The 18,556-nt window shown below is 55.5% G+C and carries 16 protein-coding genes and 1 riboswitch; of the genes, 7 read left to right on the top strand and 9 right to left on the bottom strand.

The annotated features are described in order from the left end of the window. Positions 1-12 precede the first annotated feature (12 nt). A complete protein-coding gene (gene hglS, locus CKO_RS06245) occupies positions 13-1,356 on the bottom strand; it encodes a 2-oxoadipate dioxygenase/decarboxylase HglS (protein WP_012132333.1) in 1,344 nt (447 codons plus the stop codon). An 81-nt stretch (positions 1,357-1,437) separates the two neighbouring features. Continuing rightward, positions 1,438-2,340, bottom strand: a complete 903-nt coding sequence (locus CKO_RS06240; RefSeq protein ID WP_012132332.1) for a DHHA2 domain-containing protein — start codon at positions 2,338-2,340, stop codon at positions 1,438-1,440. A 75-nt stretch (positions 2,341-2,415) separates the two neighbouring features. Beyond that, a riboswitch (Fluoride riboswitch) is annotated at positions 2,416-2,488 on the bottom strand. A gap of 230 nt (positions 2,489-2,718) precedes the next feature. On the opposite strand from CKO_RS06240, the gene CKO_RS06235 reads away from it, so the two are divergent. Further along, positions 2,719-3,642: a LysR substrate-binding domain-containing protein gene (locus CKO_RS06235; protein ID WP_012132331.1), complete on the top strand. Its 924-nt coding sequence runs from the start codon at positions 2,719-2,721 to the stop codon at positions 3,640-3,642. Positions 3,643-3,704: 62 nt separating this feature from the next. Here CKO_RS06235 and CKO_RS06230 read toward each other — a convergent pair whose 3' ends face one another. The 4 genes from CKO_RS06230 to cybB form a co-directional block, all read right to left on the bottom strand. After that, the gene (locus CKO_RS06230; RefSeq protein ID WP_012132330.1) at positions 3,705-5,393 is read right to left on the bottom strand and encodes a methyl-accepting chemotaxis protein; all 1,689 of its coding nucleotides are present in this window, start codon (positions 5,391-5,393) and stop codon (positions 3,705-3,707) included. Between the two features lie 169 nt (positions 5,394-5,562). Continuing rightward, entirely contained in the window at positions 5,563-6,681 is a 1,119-nt protein-coding gene (locus CKO_RS06225) for an S-(hydroxymethyl)glutathione dehydrogenase/class III alcohol dehydrogenase (RefSeq protein WP_012132329.1), read from the bottom strand. Positions 6,682-6,713: 32 nt separating this feature from the next. After that, positions 6,714-6,989, bottom strand: coding sequence for a metal/formaldehyde-sensitive transcriptional repressor (locus CKO_RS06220; protein ID WP_012132328.1), 276 nt, complete (start codon positions 6,987-6,989; stop codon positions 6,714-6,716). A 203-nt stretch (positions 6,990-7,192) separates the two neighbouring features. Continuing rightward, on the bottom strand, positions 7,193-7,723 hold the full coding sequence (gene cybB, locus CKO_RS06215; protein ID WP_012132327.1) for a cytochrome b561: 531 nt from the start codon (positions 7,721-7,723) through the stop codon (positions 7,193-7,195). Positions 7,724-7,913: 190 nt separating this feature from the next. On the opposite strand from cybB, the gene gap reads away from it, so the two are divergent. Together gap and CKO_RS06205 are read left to right on the top strand one after the other, a co-directional pair. Next, positions 7,914-8,915 carry a type I glyceraldehyde-3-phosphate dehydrogenase gene (gene gap / locus CKO_RS06210; protein ID WP_012132325.1) on the top strand — a complete coding sequence of 334 codons (1,002 nt, stop codon included), beginning with the start codon at positions 7,914-7,916 and terminating at the stop codon, positions 8,913-8,915. A gap of 132 nt (positions 8,916-9,047) precedes the next feature. After that, complete coding sequence (locus CKO_RS06205; protein ID WP_012132324.1) at positions 9,048-9,974, top strand: alpha/beta hydrolase; 927 nt, start codon at positions 9,048-9,050, stop codon at positions 9,972-9,974. 39 nt (positions 9,975-10,013) lie between these two features. Here CKO_RS06205 and aldA read toward each other — a convergent pair whose 3' ends face one another. After that, complete coding sequence (gene aldA, locus CKO_RS06200) at positions 10,014-11,453, bottom strand: aldehyde dehydrogenase (RefSeq protein WP_024130317.1); 1,440 nt, start codon at positions 11,451-11,453, stop codon at positions 10,014-10,016. Positions 11,454-11,657: 204 nt separating this feature from the next. Next, on the bottom strand, positions 11,658-12,458 hold the full coding sequence (locus tag CKO_RS06195) for a YdcF family protein (protein WP_012132322.1): 801 nt from the start codon (positions 12,456-12,458) through the stop codon (positions 11,658-11,660). Between the two features lie 270 nt (positions 12,459-12,728). On the opposite strand from CKO_RS06195, the gene CKO_RS06190 reads away from it, so the two are divergent. The 3 genes from CKO_RS06190 to CKO_RS06180 are packed head-to-tail and all read left to right on the top strand — an operon-like array spanning position 12,729 to position 16,878. Beyond that, a complete protein-coding gene (locus CKO_RS06190; RefSeq protein WP_012132320.1) occupies positions 12,729-14,381 on the top strand; it encodes an MFS transporter in 1,653 nt (550 codons plus the stop codon). 41 nt (positions 14,382-14,422) lie between these two features. Then, on the top strand, positions 14,423-15,505 hold the full coding sequence (locus CKO_RS06185) for an HlyD family secretion protein (protein ID WP_012132319.1): 1,083 nt from the start codon (positions 14,423-14,425) through the stop codon (positions 15,503-15,505). After that, positions 15,502-16,878 carry an efflux transporter outer membrane subunit gene (locus tag CKO_RS06180; RefSeq protein WP_012132318.1) on the top strand — a complete coding sequence of 459 codons (1,377 nt, stop codon included), beginning with the start codon at positions 15,502-15,504 and terminating at the stop codon, positions 16,876-16,878. The genes CKO_RS06185 and CKO_RS06180 overlap by 4 nt, the downstream gene beginning before the upstream one ends. Positions 16,879-16,880: 2 nt before the next feature. Here CKO_RS06180 and CKO_RS06175 read toward each other — a convergent pair whose 3' ends face one another. Further along, on the bottom strand, positions 16,881-17,516 hold the full coding sequence (locus CKO_RS06175) for a LysE family translocator (RefSeq protein WP_024130315.1): 636 nt from the start codon (positions 17,514-17,516) through the stop codon (positions 16,881-16,883). A gap of 128 nt (positions 17,517-17,644) precedes the next feature. Between CKO_RS06175 and CKO_RS06170 the strand changes: the two genes are divergently transcribed. After that, a complete protein-coding gene (locus CKO_RS06170) occupies positions 17,645-18,550 on the top strand; it encodes a LysR family transcriptional regulator (RefSeq protein ID WP_012132316.1) in 906 nt (301 codons plus the stop codon). Positions 18,551-18,556: the final 6 nt, after the last annotated feature.

The following is an 18,556-nucleotide window of genomic DNA, read 5'->3' as shown; positions in this document are numbered from 1 at the left end:
AGCATACCGCGATCAGAGCAGTCCGCAACGCCGTTTACTGCGTTCTTCCGCCGCCTGATAAAGCGCAAACTCATCATATACCGGGCACCCTAACGCCTGCTCAAAGGCGTCGCGGCTGGCATTGCCGTGGCTGCGCGACTGGGTTTCGTTACCCAGGTTAGACTGGAATATTCCGGCCGCGCTTACCGGCAGAAAATCTTCATAGGTAATGGGTTGTGCCACCACCCAACCGCGTTCAATCAGCGGCTGTGGGTCGTCGCCCGGATGAATAGACTGGCGGTGCGATTCACCGGCAGGCGTTAACCGGTAGCGAAACCAGGCGAGCCCCTGCTGGCGCAGTAAAAATTCGCTGTCCGGGAAAGCGTTAAAGACCGCCTGCAAATGCAGCTGATGCGTAAGATTATCTTTGCCCGCCCCCGCCTTATGCAGTAACGCATCGTACAACCGCCGCCCTTCAGGCGTCAGCGCCACGCCGCGCTGTTCAATCTCACCAAAACGTGCCGTATGGCTGCCCTCCGTTTCACCGGCAAACAGCACCGACTCTTCCAGCGCCTTGAAACTGGTCTGGCGTAACAGAATCGGCACCTCACGGCGCGGCGGCCCTTCAATCAGGATCTTGGGTTCGATACCGCATTCCGGCATCATCAACTGCACTTTGTCGATATCCAGCGTGCGCGGCGTCAGGTGGTTAATGTGGCACCCCGGAAAACACACCACGTCAGCAATCAGACGGTGTTCATTATGTAATGCCTGATACGTTTCCCTGTCCACCGTGGCGTGCCGGTGCCAGCGGAAAGTCTCCAGCGCCTCCTGCACAAACTCCCGCGCCTGCGCCCCGGTAAAATTGCCCTGCGCATCAAAGACGTCCAGAAGTTCGCGACAGCGCGGCGTAAAGATATCGCGCTTCGCCAGAATATCCGCCGCGCGTTGGCGCAGCGCCGTGTTCTCAATTAACTCCAGCCGTAATAGCGAGGTGAATACGCGAAACGGGTTGCGGGAAAGCGACGCATCGTCAATGGGGCGAAAGGCGGTGGAATGAACGGGAACGCCCGCCTGAGAAAGGTCGTAATAACTGACGGGATACATCCCCATAATCGCAAACATTCGGCGCAAGGTGGAAAGCTCCTGCGCCGTACCCACCCGAATCGCGCCATGCCGTTCAACGTTCAGCCGCGCCAGCTCATCCGCGTTGGCCAGCTTTTCATGCAGCGTGGGATTATTTTCCAGTACCGTCAGATTCACATCAGCGACAAGTTCCAGCAATGTACCGTACTGTGGAACTTCCTGCTGGTACATTGCTGACATTGCCTGCGAAAAGTGTTCCCGAATCTCATCAGCCGCGATGGTGTTCGCCATAATGTCATGCCTCCAGTGAATATTACCTGGAGTGTAGAAAACGCCGTTCACTCTGGTGGGAAGAATTTACAAAGTGTGATCTCACCTGTGCGGATTCAGGTGATGTTCCAGCCAGGGGAGCATCTGTTTCTTACGGCTCAGCATCCCTTCCACCTCGCAGGGGTGCGGGACGTCCGGCTGGGCATCTCCGGCAAACCAGAGGCGGGAATAACCGAGATTGATATCCGTGAGCATCAGAACAACCAGCGCCGCGTCTGCCCCGGCAGCATAGCGCGCCATTTCCTCACGCAGGTCGTCCATCATCGCATCAACCTGCTCCAGCGCATACAGCTCAAGCTGCGCCACGCAAACCCGCTGCCCGTGGACAGTAAAGGTTTTCATGTCCTTCTGAAGAAGCTGGCTGGCGTTCATCCCTTCCACGCTGGTTTTCGCGTACAGAAGATCGCGGCTAAAGCGTTCAAGAGACAAACCGGCGAGCTGGCTGAGCGATTCCACCGCAAGGCGGTCATCCGGGGTCGTTGTCGGCGAACGAAGCGTGACAGTGTCACTCAGAACGGCGCCCAGTAATAACGTCGCTTCTGCGGGTGAAAGCTGTTTTCGAATGGCATCCGTCATCAGTTGCCACAGTAATGTTGCGCTACTGCCAACAGGTTTTACCCACACTTCCGGCGGCAGTCGGGTGATCAACCCGCCTAAGCGGTGATGGTCAATAATGCCAACAACGTTACTCTGCGCTAAAGAATCCGGCCCCTGGGCTGGTTCGGTAAAATCAACCAGCCAGACGTCCCGATCGGTGAGCGGAACGCTTAATCGTTCAGGAATGGGCAACCCCGCCTGCGCAAAAATAAACTGCGTCTCACGGTTGGCTTCCCCCGTGCGGAACGCCACTGCCTCCTGCCCGCGTAACGTCAGCCAGCGCGCCGTCATCATGGCCGTACAGATAGCATCGCTATCAGGATTGAGGTGACCAATTACATATATCATTGTTGTTTCCTGTTGGAAAAAGCATGAGGAACCGGAAGAGTATTGACCAGCCCGACACGCTCCTGGTGATAAAGAGTCATATCAGGCGTCATCAGCCTACTGAAACGAGGCGGTTGGAATAAGGTGGAACGCCATCACCCTGCACAGGATTGTGAACCCGCTTGATGTCTCTTTCAAGTATGAACTCACGTTATGACCTGTCGCTTTCTGCGCCACGCATTGTCATTATTCTCACATCACTGTGAATCGTACAAAACATAAGCAAAACAAACTTCTTGTAAAAGAAATGAGTTAGATGTTAATAATATTTTGCTATCAGGTTATCAAAAACCAATAACTTTACTTGTCACCGGCACCGCTCTGTTTTTAACATCGCTTATGGAAAAAAATAGCTTGTTTAGTCAGCGCATCCGTTTGCGCCATCTTCATACTTTTGTAGCTGTCGCCCAACAAGGAACACTGGGGCGCGCGGCTGAAACCCTTAACCTGAGTCAACCTGCACTCTCTAAAACGCTTAACGAGCTGGAGCAACTGACCGGAACCCGCCTTTTTGAGCGCGGTCGCCTCGGCGCGCAGTTAACGCTGCCCGGCGAACAGTTCCTCACCCATGCGGTAAAAGTGCTTGATGCGCTTAATACCGCTGGCCAGGCGTTGAATCGCAAAGAAAGCCTCAATAATGATGTGGTGCGCATTGGCGCATTGCCCACCGCCGCATTGGGTATCCTTCCGGCCGTTATTGGTCAGTTCCATAAGCAGCAAAAAGAGACGACGTTACAGGTCGCCACCATGAATAACCCGATGCTGCTCGCTGGCTTAAAAACGGGGGAAATCGATCTCGGTATTGGCCGGATGTCCGACCCGGAATTGATGAGCGGTCTGAATTACGAGTTGCTGTTTCTGGAGTCGCTGAAGCTGGTTGTGCGCCCTAATCACCCGCTGTTACAGGAAACCGTCACCTTAAGCCGTGTGATGGAATGGCCAGTGGTCGTGTCGCCCAAAGGCACCGCTCCCCGGCAGAATGCGGAAGGTCTGCTACAAAGTCAGGGCTGCAAAATGCCCGTTGGCTGCATCGAAACGCTGTCGGCCTCGCTGTCTCGCCAGCTTACCGTTGATTATGACTACGTCTGGTTTGTCCCTTCAGGCGCGGTGAAAGAAGATCTGCGCCAGGCTACGCTGGTATCACTGCCGATTCCCACCCTGGGCGCTGGCGAACCGATTGGCATCCTCACCCGCGTGGACACGCCGCTTTCTCCCGGCGCGCAGGCGCTGATCGCCGCTATCCGTAAATCCATGCCGCACTGAATGCGCCCTCAAATAAATGCCGGATAAGACGCGTTAGCGTCGTTACCCGGCAATATTAAGACTTAAAACGTTTCCCAGTTATCACCGCTGGTTGTTACCGGCTGCGGTGATGAACTGGCGACGACGTCCACAGACGGCGCGCGTTTAATCGCACTTCCCCCCTGCAAACGAAACGCCCCGACCGCTTCGGTTAAGCGAGCGGCCTGCTCTTCCAGAGACGCGGCGGCGGCAGAGGCCTCTTCGACCAGCGAGGCGTTTTGCTGCGTGACCTTATCCATCTCGGAAATCGCCTGGCTCACCTGCACAATCCCACGACTTTGCTCATCAGAGGCTGCGGCGATCTCCAGCATAATGTCCGTTACGCGTCGCACGGCATCGACAATATCATTCATGGTGTTGCCTGCTGCGACGACTTCCCCGGAGCCCTGGTCAATCAGTCTGACCGATTCGCTGATCAGCCCTTCAATTTCTTTCGCCGCCTGCGCACTGCGGCTTGCCAGCGTGCGCACTTCACTGGCGACCACGGCGAAGCCGCGCCCTTGTTCACCCGCTCGCGCCGCTTCAACTGCCGCGTTAAGCGCCAGGATATTGGTCTGGAAAGCGATGCTGTTGATGACGGCGGTGATCTCGGAAATTTTCTTCGAGCTATTGGAGATGTTGCCCATTGTTTTCACGACGCCAGACACCATCTGACCACCGTGACTGGCTTTGCCGGAGGCGTCTTCCGCCAGTTTGCTGGCATGGTGCGCGTTGTCCGCATTCTGTTTCACCGTGGCCGTGAGTTCTTCCATGCTGGCTGCGGTCTGTTCAATTGCTGCGGCCTGCTCTTCCGTTCGCGATGACAAATCGGTATTGCCGGCGGAAATCTCACTGGTGCCGCGATAAATCTCTTCCGCCCCCTGACGTACCGTTCCCACCGTTTGCCCCAGAGAGGACTGCATCTTCTGGAGATGGCGGCTTAAGCGACCGATTTCGCTGCGTCCGGTTGGATCATCCGGCATGGTGAGATCGCCTGCGGCAATCTGTTCAATACGCTGCGCAGCACGTTGCAGAGGGTTGATTACCGTCCGGCGGAGCGCGATAAACGTCAGTAGCGTAAGCACCAGCGCCAGCGCGAACGCTCCAATCATGAACATCAATCCCAGTTGGCTGCGCTGATGCGCCTGGTCGCTAAGCTGATTCGCGCGCGCCGTGCGTAGCTCAATCGCCTTGAGCAATACGGTGTTATACGCGGTATCAAGCGGTCTGGCCTGTTCGTTTTCATGGTTGATAATCGCCTCGAACATGCCGTTTCTGGCGTATTTCAACATAGGTTGCAGGCCATCAATATAGGCTTTGAAGCGGGTATTCAGCTCCGCATCCAGCGCTTCGTCCGCCGGTGTTTTTACCGCCCGCGCCATAAAGACGTTAAAGCCTTCCTGCGACTGCTTAATCCGCTTCTCCGCCTCAGCGATATTGGCTTTCATGTCGTCCATTTCAGCAATGCGGCTCGCCGCGCCTGCATGGATCATATTGATACGCGCGGTACGCAGATGGTTAGAACTGTTGGATAAGCCCATCCGCACCTGAATTTCGTCCGTCACATCCCGCTGGTCACGATCTGCCTGTAGCAAGAAGTACCCCGCCAGCCCGGAACTGAGTGCGAACAGAAGAAGGATGCCACCGAGAATGGAGGAAAACAGCGGAACCAGCCGAATATGATGCAGAAAACCCAGCTTATGCGGTGCTTGCATCGTTGATGTGTTGTCCATGACCGTCGACTCTCTTGTAGGTTATTGCGTATAAAACACGCCCGTTAGATAGTCATCGGCATTCCAGGAAGTTTGCTTACGGTGAAAATCGGAATGTTTGTCACATTTTCACAACATTTATTCCTGAAAATTCAGGAAAGTGCCAGCGGCAGACCCGCTGGCATGTGAATCAGTTATCACCGAAATGGATAACGGTGCGAATGGACTTGCCCTGATGCATTAAATCAAAGGCATCGTTGATTTGATCAAGCGGCAAGCGATGGGTAATGAACGGGTCCAGACGAATTTTCCCTGCCATTGCCTCTTCCACCATGCCTGGCAGTTGGCTACGCCCTTTCACACCACCAAAAGCGGAACCGCGCCAGACGCGCCCGGTAACAAGCTGGAACGGACGGGTTTTAATTTCCTGGCCTGCGCCAGCCACGCCGATGATGATGCTCTCGCCCCAGCCTTTGTGGCAGCATTCCAGCGCTGCGCGCATCACATTGACGTTACCGATACATTCAAAACTGAAATCGACGCCGCCATCGGTCAGCTCAACAATCACATCCTGGATGGGTTTGTCATAGTCATTCGGGTTAATGAAATCGGTCGCGCCCATTTCTTCCGCCAGTTTGAATTTCTCCGGGTTGGTGTCAACCGCCAGAATACGCCCGGCTTTCGCCTGCACCGCTCCCTGAATCACCGCCAGGCCGATACCGCCCAGGCCAAAGACCGCAACGCTATCCCCTTCTTTTACTTTTGCCGTGTTGTGTACCGCGCCAATCCCTGTGGTGACGCCGCACCCCAGCAGACAGACTTTATCCAGCGGCGCCTGCGGATTGACTTTCGCCAGGGAAATTTCAGCACAAACGGTATATTCACTGAATGTGCTGGTGCCCATATAGTGATAGACAGGTTCGCCGTTGTAAGAAAAACGGGTGGTGCCATCCGGCATCAACCCTTTACCCTGTGTGGCGCGCACCGCCTGGCACAGGTTGGTTTTGCCGGATTTACAGAACTTACACTCGCCGCATTCTGCGGTATACAGCGGAATAACATGATCGCCAGGCTTCAGACTGGTGACGCCTTCGCCAACGTCAACCACCACGCCACCGCCTTCGTGACCCAGCACCGCCGGGAACACGCCTTCCGGGTCGTCGCCGGAGAGCGTAAACGCATCCGTATGGCAAACGCCGGTATGGGTAATTTTGACCAGCACTTCGCCTTTTTGCGGCGGCGCGACGTCAATTTCAACAATCTTTAACGGCTGGCCGGGGCCAAATGCAACTGCTGCACGTGATTTCATTTGTCTCTTCCCATTATTGTGAGGTGATCTGTTTATTTTAGATAAGCGCGCAGAAGGTGGCCGATTTCAGCCATGCGCACGGCGCGTTGATCCGGCGTGGTGTCGCCGCTGACCAGTTCATCTTTCAGGTGAATCTCAACCATCTCTCCCATCAGCCCGTTAGATGCGCCGCGAACGGCGGCAATCTGTTGCAGGATCGCCAGGCAAGGTTCTCCTGACTCCAGCGCCCGTTCCAGCGCGTCAACCTGCCCGCGGATACGGCGAACCCGAGTGAGAATACGTTTTTTATCTTCAGGTGAATGCGGCATACGCCCTCCATACTATAGGGGGGTATACTATCAGATTTGTTATGTGGCTGTAAAACCAACAGCAGCATCTCGCTATTTGTATGACAAATAGCTATACTGCCCGCTTCCGATGTAGACCCGTTTCCTTCACCTGCGTCACGGGTCTGGTTACACGCAGGTGTTTTCTAAAAGAAACCCCGCATTACGCGGGGTGGTGAGAAGAGTCAGGAACGTTTGCGCGGCATCATGCGCAACAGCGTATTGTCTTTCCAGACGTAGTGATGCATCAGCGCCGCGGCGGCATGCAAGCCAATGACAAAATACCCCAGTTTCGCCAGCGTGATATGCCAGGTTTTCAGCATATCCACCACCTCAAAATTAGCGTCTGACGCATGCGGCATCACCAGGCCGAACGCAACCCAGGGATTGCCCCGGTTATACATCATCACCAGGCCAATAATCGGCAAGACAATAAACAGCAGATAGATCACCAGATGCCCAAGATGCGCCATTCCGGTCACCATCGGCTTTGGTTTTGGCACAATGGGCGGCGCCGGGTATTTCAGTCTGACCAGCAGGCGCGTCACCATCAACACCAGGATTGTCATCCCGCACGAGACATGAACCATATTGATCCACGGACGATAGCTGCGGGGCGCAAATCCCCTCAACTCCATCGCACAGTAGGTCACAATAACCAGTAAAAAGACCAGCCAGTGGATGCCAATTTGCAGGCTTGTGTACTTATTGCTCATAACACGTCCTGAGTAAAAAAATAAAGCGTCAACATAGCGAGCTTTTGTTAAAAATTCATTAACTTTTGTTCACCCAATTTCAACCAGTTACGCTTAGCCGCAAAATCTGTTATTGCCCTGGACGCCTGACTGGACTATGCCTGGTAGGGAAAAAATGTGTCGTACCGTTGCATCCTGACAGGAGAAAACCATGAGTAAAATTGGCATTAACGGCTTTGGTCGTATCGGTCGTCTGGTGTTACGTCGTCTGCTGGAAGTGAAAAGCGACATTGATGTCGTCGCCATCAATGACCTGACCTCCCCTAAAATCCTCGCGTATCTGTTGAAATATGACTCAAACTACGGCGTATTCCCCTGGAGTGTGGATTTCACCGAAGACGCGCTGATTGTGGACGGCAAGAAAATTGCGGTTTACGCAGAAAAAGAGGCTAAAAATATTCCGTGGAAAACCACCGGCGCCGGGATCATTGTCGAGTGCACCGGCTTCTATACCTCAGCCGAGAAGTCCAAAGCGCACCTCGACGCTGGCGCTAAAAAAGTGCTGATTTCCGCCCCGGCTGGCGATATGAAAACCATTGTCTTCAACGTGAATGACGACACGCTGGATGCCAGCGACCAGATTGTTTCTGTCGCATCCTGCACTACCAACTGCCTGGCGCCGATGGCGAAAGCGCTGAATGACAACTTTGGCATTCAGGTTGGCACCATGACCACAATTCACGCCTACACCGGAACCCAGTCGCTGGTTGACGGGCCGCGCGGGAAGGATCTGCGCGCTTCGCGGGCGGCGGCGGAAAACATCATCCCCCACACCACCGGCGCGGCGAAGGCCATTGGTCTGGTGATTCCTGAACTGAGCGGAAAACTTAAAGGCCATGCTCAGCGCGTTCCAGTGAAAACCGGCTCTGTAACCGAACTGGTTTCGATTCTGGAGAAAAAAGTCACTGCGGAAGAGATCAACGCGGCGCTGAAGAAAGCGACAACCCATAATCCGTCGTTTGGCTATACCGATGAAGAGATCGTCTCTTCCGATATCATCGGCTCACATTTCGGTTCGGTGTTCGATGCCACGCAAACTGAAATCAGCGCAGTGGGCGATCTGCAACTGGTGAAAACCGTCGCCTGGTACGATAACGAGTACGGTTTTGTGACCCAACTTATTCGCACGCTGGATAAATTCGCCAAACTCTGACCCTCTGGCGGAGGCATTGTTCCTCCGCCGTTTTCACCATTTATCTGGTCATTCAAGACGATGTGAATCCCTTCCGATTTTCAATGGATTAACTGTGTTATAGATAACGTTTATCACTGAGTGAGCACAGTCATGGACGTATTCAGCCGCGAAACCTTAGAAGAAATGATGGCGCAAGCCGTCTCCCGCTCAGCCACATTTACCCTCTGGCCTGATGGCGAAGCCCCCGGAGCGAAAAACAGCGATGCTGTTTTTACGCCAGAACCGCGGCATACCGGTACATCCATCTTCGATCGCGCCGTCACGGGCGTCCGATCTCCTGAAATCACCGTTTACGCGCCAGATAAACCCAACGGCGTGGGGCTTCTCGTGACGCCAGGCGGTTCCTACCGGCGCGTCGTGCTGGACAAAGAAGGCAGCGCGCTGGCACCCTTTTTTAATGCGCGTGGTTATACCCTGTTCGTGATGACCTACCGGATGCCCGGAGATGGCCATGATGAGGGGGCAAACGCGCCGCTGGCGGATGTGCAGCGCGCGATGCGCTATCTTCGCGCCAATGCGCAAGCGTGGAAGATCGACCCGGAACGCATCGGAGTGCTGGGTTTTTCTGCCGGTGCGCATGTCGCCGCCAGTCTGGGGACGCGTTTTGCTGAACCCGCCTGTCCCCCCATCGACAGCCTGGATGAAATCAACGCCCGCCCTGCTTTTATGGCGCTGGTCTATCCGGTCATCACCATGCATGACGACATTTATCATCCCGGCTCACGCCTTGAGCTGATGGGCGCGGAACCTGACGATGAACAGATTCGCCACTACTCGCTTGAGGAACGCACGGATGCCGCTACGCCGCCCACATTTCTGCTGCATGCCATCGACGATCCGGCGGTAAAGGTGGAAAACAGCCTGGTATTTTTTAACGCGCTGCGCCGTTCTGGCGTACCGGTGGAAATGCATCTGTTTGAGCGAGGAAAACACGGGTTTGGCATTCGTGATACGCAAGGATTGCCGGTCGCGGTCTGGCCGGAACTGATGATGAACTGGATTGCGACCAAAGTGTGACCGCCATTAGCAGGCCGGGGAAAACCCCGGCCTGCTACATCAGGACTGCAAATAGACCACCTGCGTTTGCAGATATTCATTCAGACCGTGTTTGCCATCCGCCCCGCCAATACCTGACTTGCGCCAGCCAGCATGGAATCCCTGCATCGCCTCAAAGTTTTCGCGATTGATGTAGGTCTCGCCGAATTTCAGTCCGCCGATCGCCTTCATCGCAACATTCAGGTTTTGCGTATATACAGACGATGTCAGACCGTAATCGCTGTCGTTCGCCATCTCCAGCGCCTCTTCCAGCGTATCAAACGCCACAACCGGCAGCACGGGGCCAAATGTCTCCTCATGTATGATGGTCATCTCCTGGCGAACATCCAGCAGCAGCGTCGGTGGATAATAATAACCTTTGCCCTCCACGGCCTTGCCGCCCAACGCCACGCGAGCGCCTTCCTGTACGGCACGCGCCACTTTCTGCTCTACCCGCTCCAGAGCGGCAGCGTTAATCAGCGGCCCCATTGCGATGTCATCACGCTGTGCCGGATCGCCAAACTGAACCGCTTTCATCGCCTCGCCCAGACGATTCACAAAGCGATCGTAAATCCCTTTTTGCACATAAACGCGCTCAGCACAGTTACAGACCTGCCCGGTGTTGATCACTCTGGAATCCACAATCGCTTTCACGGCCAGTTCAAGATCCGCATCGTCCATCACGATTGCCGGGGCTTTCCCGCCCAGTTCCAGGCAAACTTTAGTGATGTTTTTCGCTGCCGCCGCCATAATTTTCTCGCCGGCGACCACGCTGCCGGTCATGCTTACCATCGCGACTTTCGGGTTCCCCGCCAGCTCCTGCCCAACTGTTTCACCGCGTCCCAGCACCAGGTTGAATACGCCTTTCGGTAAGCCGATGTCATGCACGATCTGCGCGAAAGCAATGGCATTGTTTGGCGTAAATTCGCTGGGTTTAATGACGATGGTATTCCCGGTCAACAACGCCGGAGCGAGCTTACGGGCAATCAAAAAGAACGGAAAGTTCCACGGCAGAATCCCGGTGGTGACGCCCAGCGCGCGTTTAAAGACCAGAATATTTTCTCCGGGGCGGTCGCTTTGCAGGATCTCGCCTTCATAACGGCGCGCCCACTCGGCCATATATTCGATGTAGTCAGCGGTGAACGCGACTTCCACCTGCGCCAGCTGCTGGATTTTTCCGCCTTCCGCGACAATCAGCGCGCTGATCTCTTCTGCCCGCTCACGAATCCCTGCCGCGATCTTTCTCAGCCACCCCGCGCGTTCAATCGCAGGCAGCGCCTCCCATTCCGGCTGAGCGCGCGCAGCGGCGTCAATGGCCTGACGCGCCTCTTGCGCGCCGCCATCAGGAATACGGGAGAGCAGTTCTTCGGTGGCAGGATTCACCACATCAATCCATGCGTCTCCCTGCCAGCTAACAAATTGACCATTGATATACATCGGGTGTTGTACGGGTGCGGACATGCGCTGCTCCTGTAATTGAATTGTTATTAACAAGTAAAATCATTGTTAAGTAATAACAATCACATGTTCTCAGGGGCGTCTGCGGTGCTGGTTTTGTGATGTGCTTCATAAAAGCAGCCAGGAAGGTTCTGTCAGAGGGGCGATATCGGGGAGAGAGTTTGCCCGTTTGAGCGTAAATTTCCGCAAACGGGCAAGAAAGTAACATTAACGCAACGAACGACTGTTCATGGTCTCAATCAGGTCAGCGTCATTTTGCAGCGTCTGCCACGCCGCCTCAACGTCAGCGGGAATATCAACGTGCACAATAAAGTCGCGGCCACGCGGCCCGTAGCCGGTTTCATCATCCCGTAAGCGCGGAAGCTCTCCCGCAATCAGGGAGAGATAGCGATCCACGGACCACAACCCCTTCTGTTCTCCGGCAAAATCCACGCCGTCATCGTGCTGGCACAGCGTCGGGACAATACCAGGATAGCTCAACCAGCGGGGCGAATCGGGATCGTCGCAGGTGACGCGGCGGAACGTCGCCATCGTCCGGCGTTGCATTGTCGGGTCCTGTACGATAATGGCGGTGTTAATGGGCGCCGATACCTGACCAATCAGGGCGCAGCTAAACTGCGCGTTCTCACCGCAGTTTGTTGACTTGTCTTCTGGGCAAATGTTCTCCGTCGGGATCTGCCAGAACTGATGAGCGATATCCGCGAGGATTTTGGCTTCCGTACGCCCGGTGGTGCGTATGGTGTTGTAGCGCGGGTGCCCGGCGATGGCGGCATAGAGAAACGTGGTGGAATGGCCGATGCCGCCGCTGATCAACAGCGGGATCTGCTGCGCTTTCGCTATGTTGCAGGCGGCGTCTATCGCCGGGATGACGGCATTCCCCGCCAGCACAACGCAGTCAGCCTGATACGGCGCGTCACCAGAGAAGTCATTTTGGGCCAGCCAATGCCCCAGCGTGTTCGCTGCTTCCAGCGTTGCACTGGATAATGCCGGAAACGGTCTCATTCTCATGGTTCTTCCTCCTGTGTTCCTTGCAGAGTACCGGAGTGGCTTCTGGTGAGTACCAGATCACTCCGAAAGACGATCCGCTGATTATCCTGTGGTGAGAGGGTGAGATAAAGCGTTGATGTCAAACAACGTTCAATGAGAGAAAATCCCGGCTTAACGGCAATGAATATTTGATTTACCGGGCGTTTTCATATTCACTTGAATTATGGTTTACGTCAGACGTAGAATCATTAGCCCGCTAATCATTAAAATAATACAAAGGTATACGACGTTATGCGCCTGCCCCAACGCGATCCTTATGCTCCTCGCGAGTGGCAGCCTCACGAAAAGCCCGCGCTGTTAGGCTCACCTTCGACTCCCATTCACAGCACGCCGAAACGCATCGCCTACGGCGTGGTCGGCCTGCTGGTGTGTCTGACCGGCGCACTCGGGAACGCGGTCGTGACCGCGAATCTGCAAAATTTACAGGGCACCTTTGCCGCCTGGTCGACGGAGATCGCCTGGCTGCCTGCCGTCTATGTCATGACCAATGTCTCAATTAACCTGCTGCTGGTGAAATTTCGCCAGCAGTTTGGTCTGCGGGCATTTACCGAAGGTTTTCTGGTGCTGTATGTGCTGGTCACCTTTTTTCACCTCTTCGTCAACGATCTGAGTTCCGCGCTAATGGTACGCGCGGCGCACGGTATGGTCGCCGCCGCGCTCAGTTCGCTGGGTATTTATTATCAGATACAGGCCTGGCCTGCGAAACACCGTCTGAAAGCGTTAACGATCGGTATTACCGGGTCGTCGCTGGCTATTCCCCTCGCCCGGTTGTTCTCTACCGAACTGCTGCAACTGGATGAGTGGCGCGGCCTGTACTTCTTTGAGCTGGGACTGGCGCTGGTTTCGCTGGGCTGCGTCATCGCCTTAAAACTGCCTCCCGGCGACAGACGTAAGGTTTTTGAAAAGAAAGACTTTATTACTTTTATTCTGCTCGCGCCCGGCATGGCGCTGGTCTGTGCCGTGCTGTCGCTGGGGCGACTGGACTGGTGGTTTGAAGCGCCCTGGATTGGCTGGTCTCTGGCGCTGGCGACGGTACTCATCATCAGCGCAATTGTGTTCGAGCATAACCGCAGCAATCCGCTGTTGAATACGCGCTGGCTCTCCAGCGGCAGTATTCTCCGCCTGGGGCTGATTATGTTGCTGATCCGCATTGTGCTGGCGGAGCAAAACACCGGCGTAATTGGCTGGCTGCAATACGCTGGCTTACAGAATGAGCAAATGACGCATCTGGCCTGGTCAATTTTCGCTGGTATTGTGTGCGGCATCATCACCAGTTGCCTGACGATTAAACCGACGCGGCTGGCCTGGCCCGTGATTACGTCGCTGGCATTGATGATCGTCGCCTCGCTGCTCGACAGCCACTCCACAAACCTGACGCGCCCCGACCAGTTAATGGTCAGCCAATTTTTACTCGGCTTTAGCAGCGCGTTCTTCCTTGCCCCGGCAATGCTGGCGGGTATCGGCGGCGTCATCGCCGATCCGCGCAACCTGGTCAGTTTTTCCGTCTTATTTGGGATGAGTCAGAACATCGGCGGTCTGCTGGGCTCCGCCATTCTCGGCACGTTCCAGACCTGGCGTGAAAAATATCACTCCAGCCTGCTGGCCGATCAGCTCACCACGCTAAATCCGCTGGTGAATGAGCGTCTACAGATGTACAGCCAGATGTACAAAAGCCTGATTGGCGACAGCGCATTGCTGAACACCCAGGCGATCGCCCAGCTACAAACCGTTACGTCGCTTGAGGCAAATATCCTCGCCTATAACGATACTTATTTACTGACGGCCAGCATTGCCGCCGCTACGCTAATCTGGATTTTATGGCGCTTGCTGCGACTGCGTATTACCGCCCGGATGGCGCTGAAAAAAGCCACCGGAACCAAGTAACAGACGAAAATTATGTTTATCGCTTTACCTCAGGAGCCGCTATGAGTCAGCAGGATGCCGCCAAAGAGCAGGCAAATACCCGAAACAATCTCCGTGTGGTGTCAATTTTTGCCGCTGCCGCCATTGGCCTCGTCGGGGTTCTGGTGATCCTCTACGCCTGGCAATTACCGCCGTTTACCCGCCATACGCAATTTACGGATAACGCCTATGTGCGTGGACAAACCACCTTTATTAGCCCGCAGGTGAATGGATATATCACGCAGGTGAATGTGCAGGACTTTGTGCAGGTGAAAAAAGGCGAACTGCTGATGCAGATCGACGACCGTATTTATCGCCAGCGTGTCCATCAGGGCGAAGCGCAGTTGGCCATGAAAATCGCCGCGTTAAATAACAACCTGCAACAGCGTAAAAGCGCCGAAGCCGTGATTGCGCGCAATGAAGCGGTACTGAAGAACGCCAAAGCGCAAAGTTTGAAAACCCAGGCAGATTTGAAACGCGTGAAAGATCTCACCGCCGACGGTTCGCTGTCGATTCGTGAACGCGATGCGGCGCTGGCCAGCGCGGCGCAAGGCAGAGCGGATATCGACCAGGCGAAAGCCACGCTGGAGATGTCACGACAGGATTTACAAACGGTGATCGTCAACCGGGGAGCGCTGGAAGCCGACGTTGAAAATGCCCGCGCAGCGTTAGAGCTGGCGCAGATCGATCTGCAAAATACCCGCATTGTCGCGCCACGCGACGGCCAGCTTGGGCAGATTGCCGTCCGCCTCGGCGCGTATGTCACCGCCGGAACGCACCTCACCACGCTGGTGCCGCCGCAGCACTGGGTTATCGCCAATATTAAAGAGACGCAACTGGCGGAGCTGCGCGTGGGTCAGCCGGTACGATTTACCGTCGATGCGCTGAATGATCGGGCTTATGAAGGCCGGGTGGAGAGCATTTCTCCGGCAACCGGCGTGGAGTTCAGCGCCATTACGCCGGATAACGCGACCGGCAACTTTGTCAAAATCGCCCAGCGCATTCCGGTTCGGGTGGAGGTGCTGGGTAAACCGGAGGAGATTGCGCGATTGCGTCCGGGCATGTCGGTGCAGGTACATATCGATACCCGGGAGGCGAAACAATGACGCGCCGTCCCGTTGCCGCTTTACTGTTCGCCCTGCTGCTCAGTGGCTGTCAGTCGGTTGATGTGGCACCCGCAAAACCGTCTTTGCAAATCCCCGCCGCCTGGCGAACCGCCACCGGCCCCGCCAGCGCAACAGAACAGGTATGGTGGAGAAATTTTCACGACAGTCATCTGAATCGTTATGTCGATCAGGCACTGCAAAATAACAGTGACGTGCTGATTGCCCGCGAACGGGTAAATGAATACCAGGCCAGGGTCTATGCCGCCGAAGGCAGCCTGTTCCCCTCGCTGGATGCGGGCGTTAGCGGGGCGCGGGCGCGAACGCAGTCTGCGGCAACCGGACTTCCGATCTACAGCACGTTGTATAAGGGCAGCCTGACGGCAAGCTACGATGTCGATATCTGGGGCGTTAATCGCAGCACCGCCAGTGCGGCGCGGGCCTCACTGGCGGCGCAAAAAGCGGCGGCGGCCGCCGCCGATCTGACTGTTGCCTCGTCCGTTGCGTCCGGTTATGTCACGCTGCTGGCGCTGGATGAGCAGCTCAACGTGACAAAATCGACGCTGAAATCGCGTGAAGAGGCCTGGAATCTGGCAAAACGGCAATATGAAACAGGCTACAGCTCGCGCCTGGAATTGATGCAGTCGGATTCTGAGCTTCGCTCGACGCGCGCGCAAATTCCCCTGCTTGAGCACCAGATCGCACAACAGGAAAACGCGCTGAGTCTTCTGCTGGGCAGCAACCCGACGCGCCTGGCCCGTAGCGACCGTTTTGATGCGCTGACGCCCTTAACGTTGCCGTCACAGTTGCCCTCTTCGTTGCTCAACCGCCGTCCTGATGTTGTGCAGGCCGAGAGACAGCTTATTGCGACCGATGCGACGCTTGCCGCCTCTCGCGCCAGCCTGCTGCCGTCGATCAACCTGACGGCGACCGGATCGGTGCAGGATCGCACGCTCCCCGGTCTGCTTGACGACCCGCTCCGCTTATGGAGTATCGGCGGCAGCATTCTCGCCCCTCTGCTTAATCGTCAGGCATTGAATGCGCAGGTTGATATTTCCCAGTCCCAGCGTAATCAGGCGCTGTACAGTTATGAAAAAACCGTGCGTAACGCTTTCAGAGAGGTAAACGATAGCCTCGACGCCATCACCCGCTATCAGGAACAGCTCAGTGAATTACAGGCGCAGCAGGATGTGGCGCAGGAAACATTGCGCATCGCCCAGAATCGCTATCGCAATGGCTATTCGTCTTATCTGGATGTACTGGACGCCCAGCGCACGCTGTTCTCAGTGCAAACCAATGTGGTGCAGGTGAAAAACAATCTGCTGCTGGCACAGATTGATCTCTACAAAGCGCTGGGCGGCGGCTGGTCAGTCTGACGTCATCCGTACGGCAAGTGGTGAATGATTTCGCGGACGTTATAGACCAGGCCAGACAGCGATATCACCAGCAAAAACAGCGATGACGCCAGCCCAATACGCCGGCTGTGATGCGGTGACAACCAGTTATTGATGAGCAGGATGTACAGCGATAAAACAGCAAAATCAAAAATGATCCACACCACCGTCAGCATCATAATGCTGGCGGCGAAGTTCTGCGTCACCGCAATAAACTGAGGGAAGAAAGCGACAAAGAAAAGGATGTCTTTCGGATTTGAAATGCCGGTAATAAATCCCCGGATCACCCCGCCGTCGCCCGCAGCGACCGTGTTTTCTTGCGCATTTGCCTGCGGATTCCCCGCCCGCAGGCTGATTAACGCGCCGTAGCCGATATACAACGACCCTGCGATCCCCAGCAAAGACAGAAACAAACCGGAGATCGACATCACCCCGGCCAGCATCAGCGCCGCCAGGATAATCAGCACCAGAGAGGCGCTGTTCGTTCCGATCACCGTCGCAAAGGCTTTACGCGCACCGTGCCGGGCCGCCGTTCCGGTTACCAGCGCAACCACCGGGCCGGGCGTGACCAGCAACAGTAAAACCGATAAACTATACGCACTCAGCAATGTCAGATTAATCAACGCCTTTTCTCCTTCATAACGCACACAGGCCCGGAAACTCCCGGCATTATTCAGCGAGCGATGACGTTTGAAAAACGAATAAAACTGCTATTTAATGTGAGTAAAACTCACAATAGCGTATCGCCATGACTCTGCCGCCACTGTATGCCCTGCGCGCTTTTGAAGCCGCCGCCCGCCTCGGATCATTCAGCAAAGCCGCTGACGCGCTGAACGTCACTCCGGGCGCGATCAGCAGACATATCCGTACTCTGGAGACAACGTTTGACTGCCCGCTGTTTCACCGCAACGGCCCGCAGGTTGAGGTAACGGAAGCGGGACGCGCGCTGGCGGAGCAGCTGGCCGCAGGCTTTCGGACGCTGGAAAACGCCTGCTCCGCGTTTCGCAACCAGCAGCACGGTCTGCGCTTAAAGGCGCCCTCAACCCTGACAATGGGCTGGTTGCTGGACGTGCTGAACAGCGTACATCAGCAGGAGCCCTCGCTTAACGTGGAGCTTTCCAGCGTCTGGATGGACACCGATACGGTGGATTTCAATCGCGAACCCTTTCACTGCGCCATCCTGTTAGGCAATGGTCATTTTGGTTCCGGCACGCAAAGCAGGCTGCTTTTTAAAGAGTGGCTGATCCCGATATGCGCCCCCGCGCTACTTGAACAGGTACGAGAAAACATTGCCGACTGCGAGCTTATTCACCCTTCGCCAGACCGGCGCGACTGGACGCGATGGCTGGCACGCAGCGGTAAATTTAACGGGCTGAATACCCGTCGGGGAAAAGTGTTCGACACGCTGGAACAGGGAAATCAGGCGGCGATAAGGGGGCATGGCGTCTCCGTGGGCGATCTGCTGCTCAGTCTGGAGGCGGTAAAAAGCGGTCTGCTCGCCCTTCCGTTCAATGAAGCAGTGGCAACCGGAGAAGGCTACTATCTGGTCTGGCCGCAAGATACGGCATTCGAAAAAGACATTGCGCTGCTTTATGACAGGCTAAAGCGCGCCGCCCCGCAGGAGATACCCGAAGGTATCTCCTGCCTGAGCTGAGCATGG

It is taken from the genome of Citrobacter koseri ATCC BAA-895 (assembly GCF_000018045.1).
Taxonomy (GTDB): domain Bacteria; phylum Pseudomonadota; class Gammaproteobacteria; order Enterobacterales; family Enterobacteriaceae; genus Citrobacter_B; species Citrobacter_B koseri.
The sequence above is the reverse complement of the archived record's forward strand: the minus strand, read 5'-3'. Positions and strand labels throughout refer to the sequence as shown.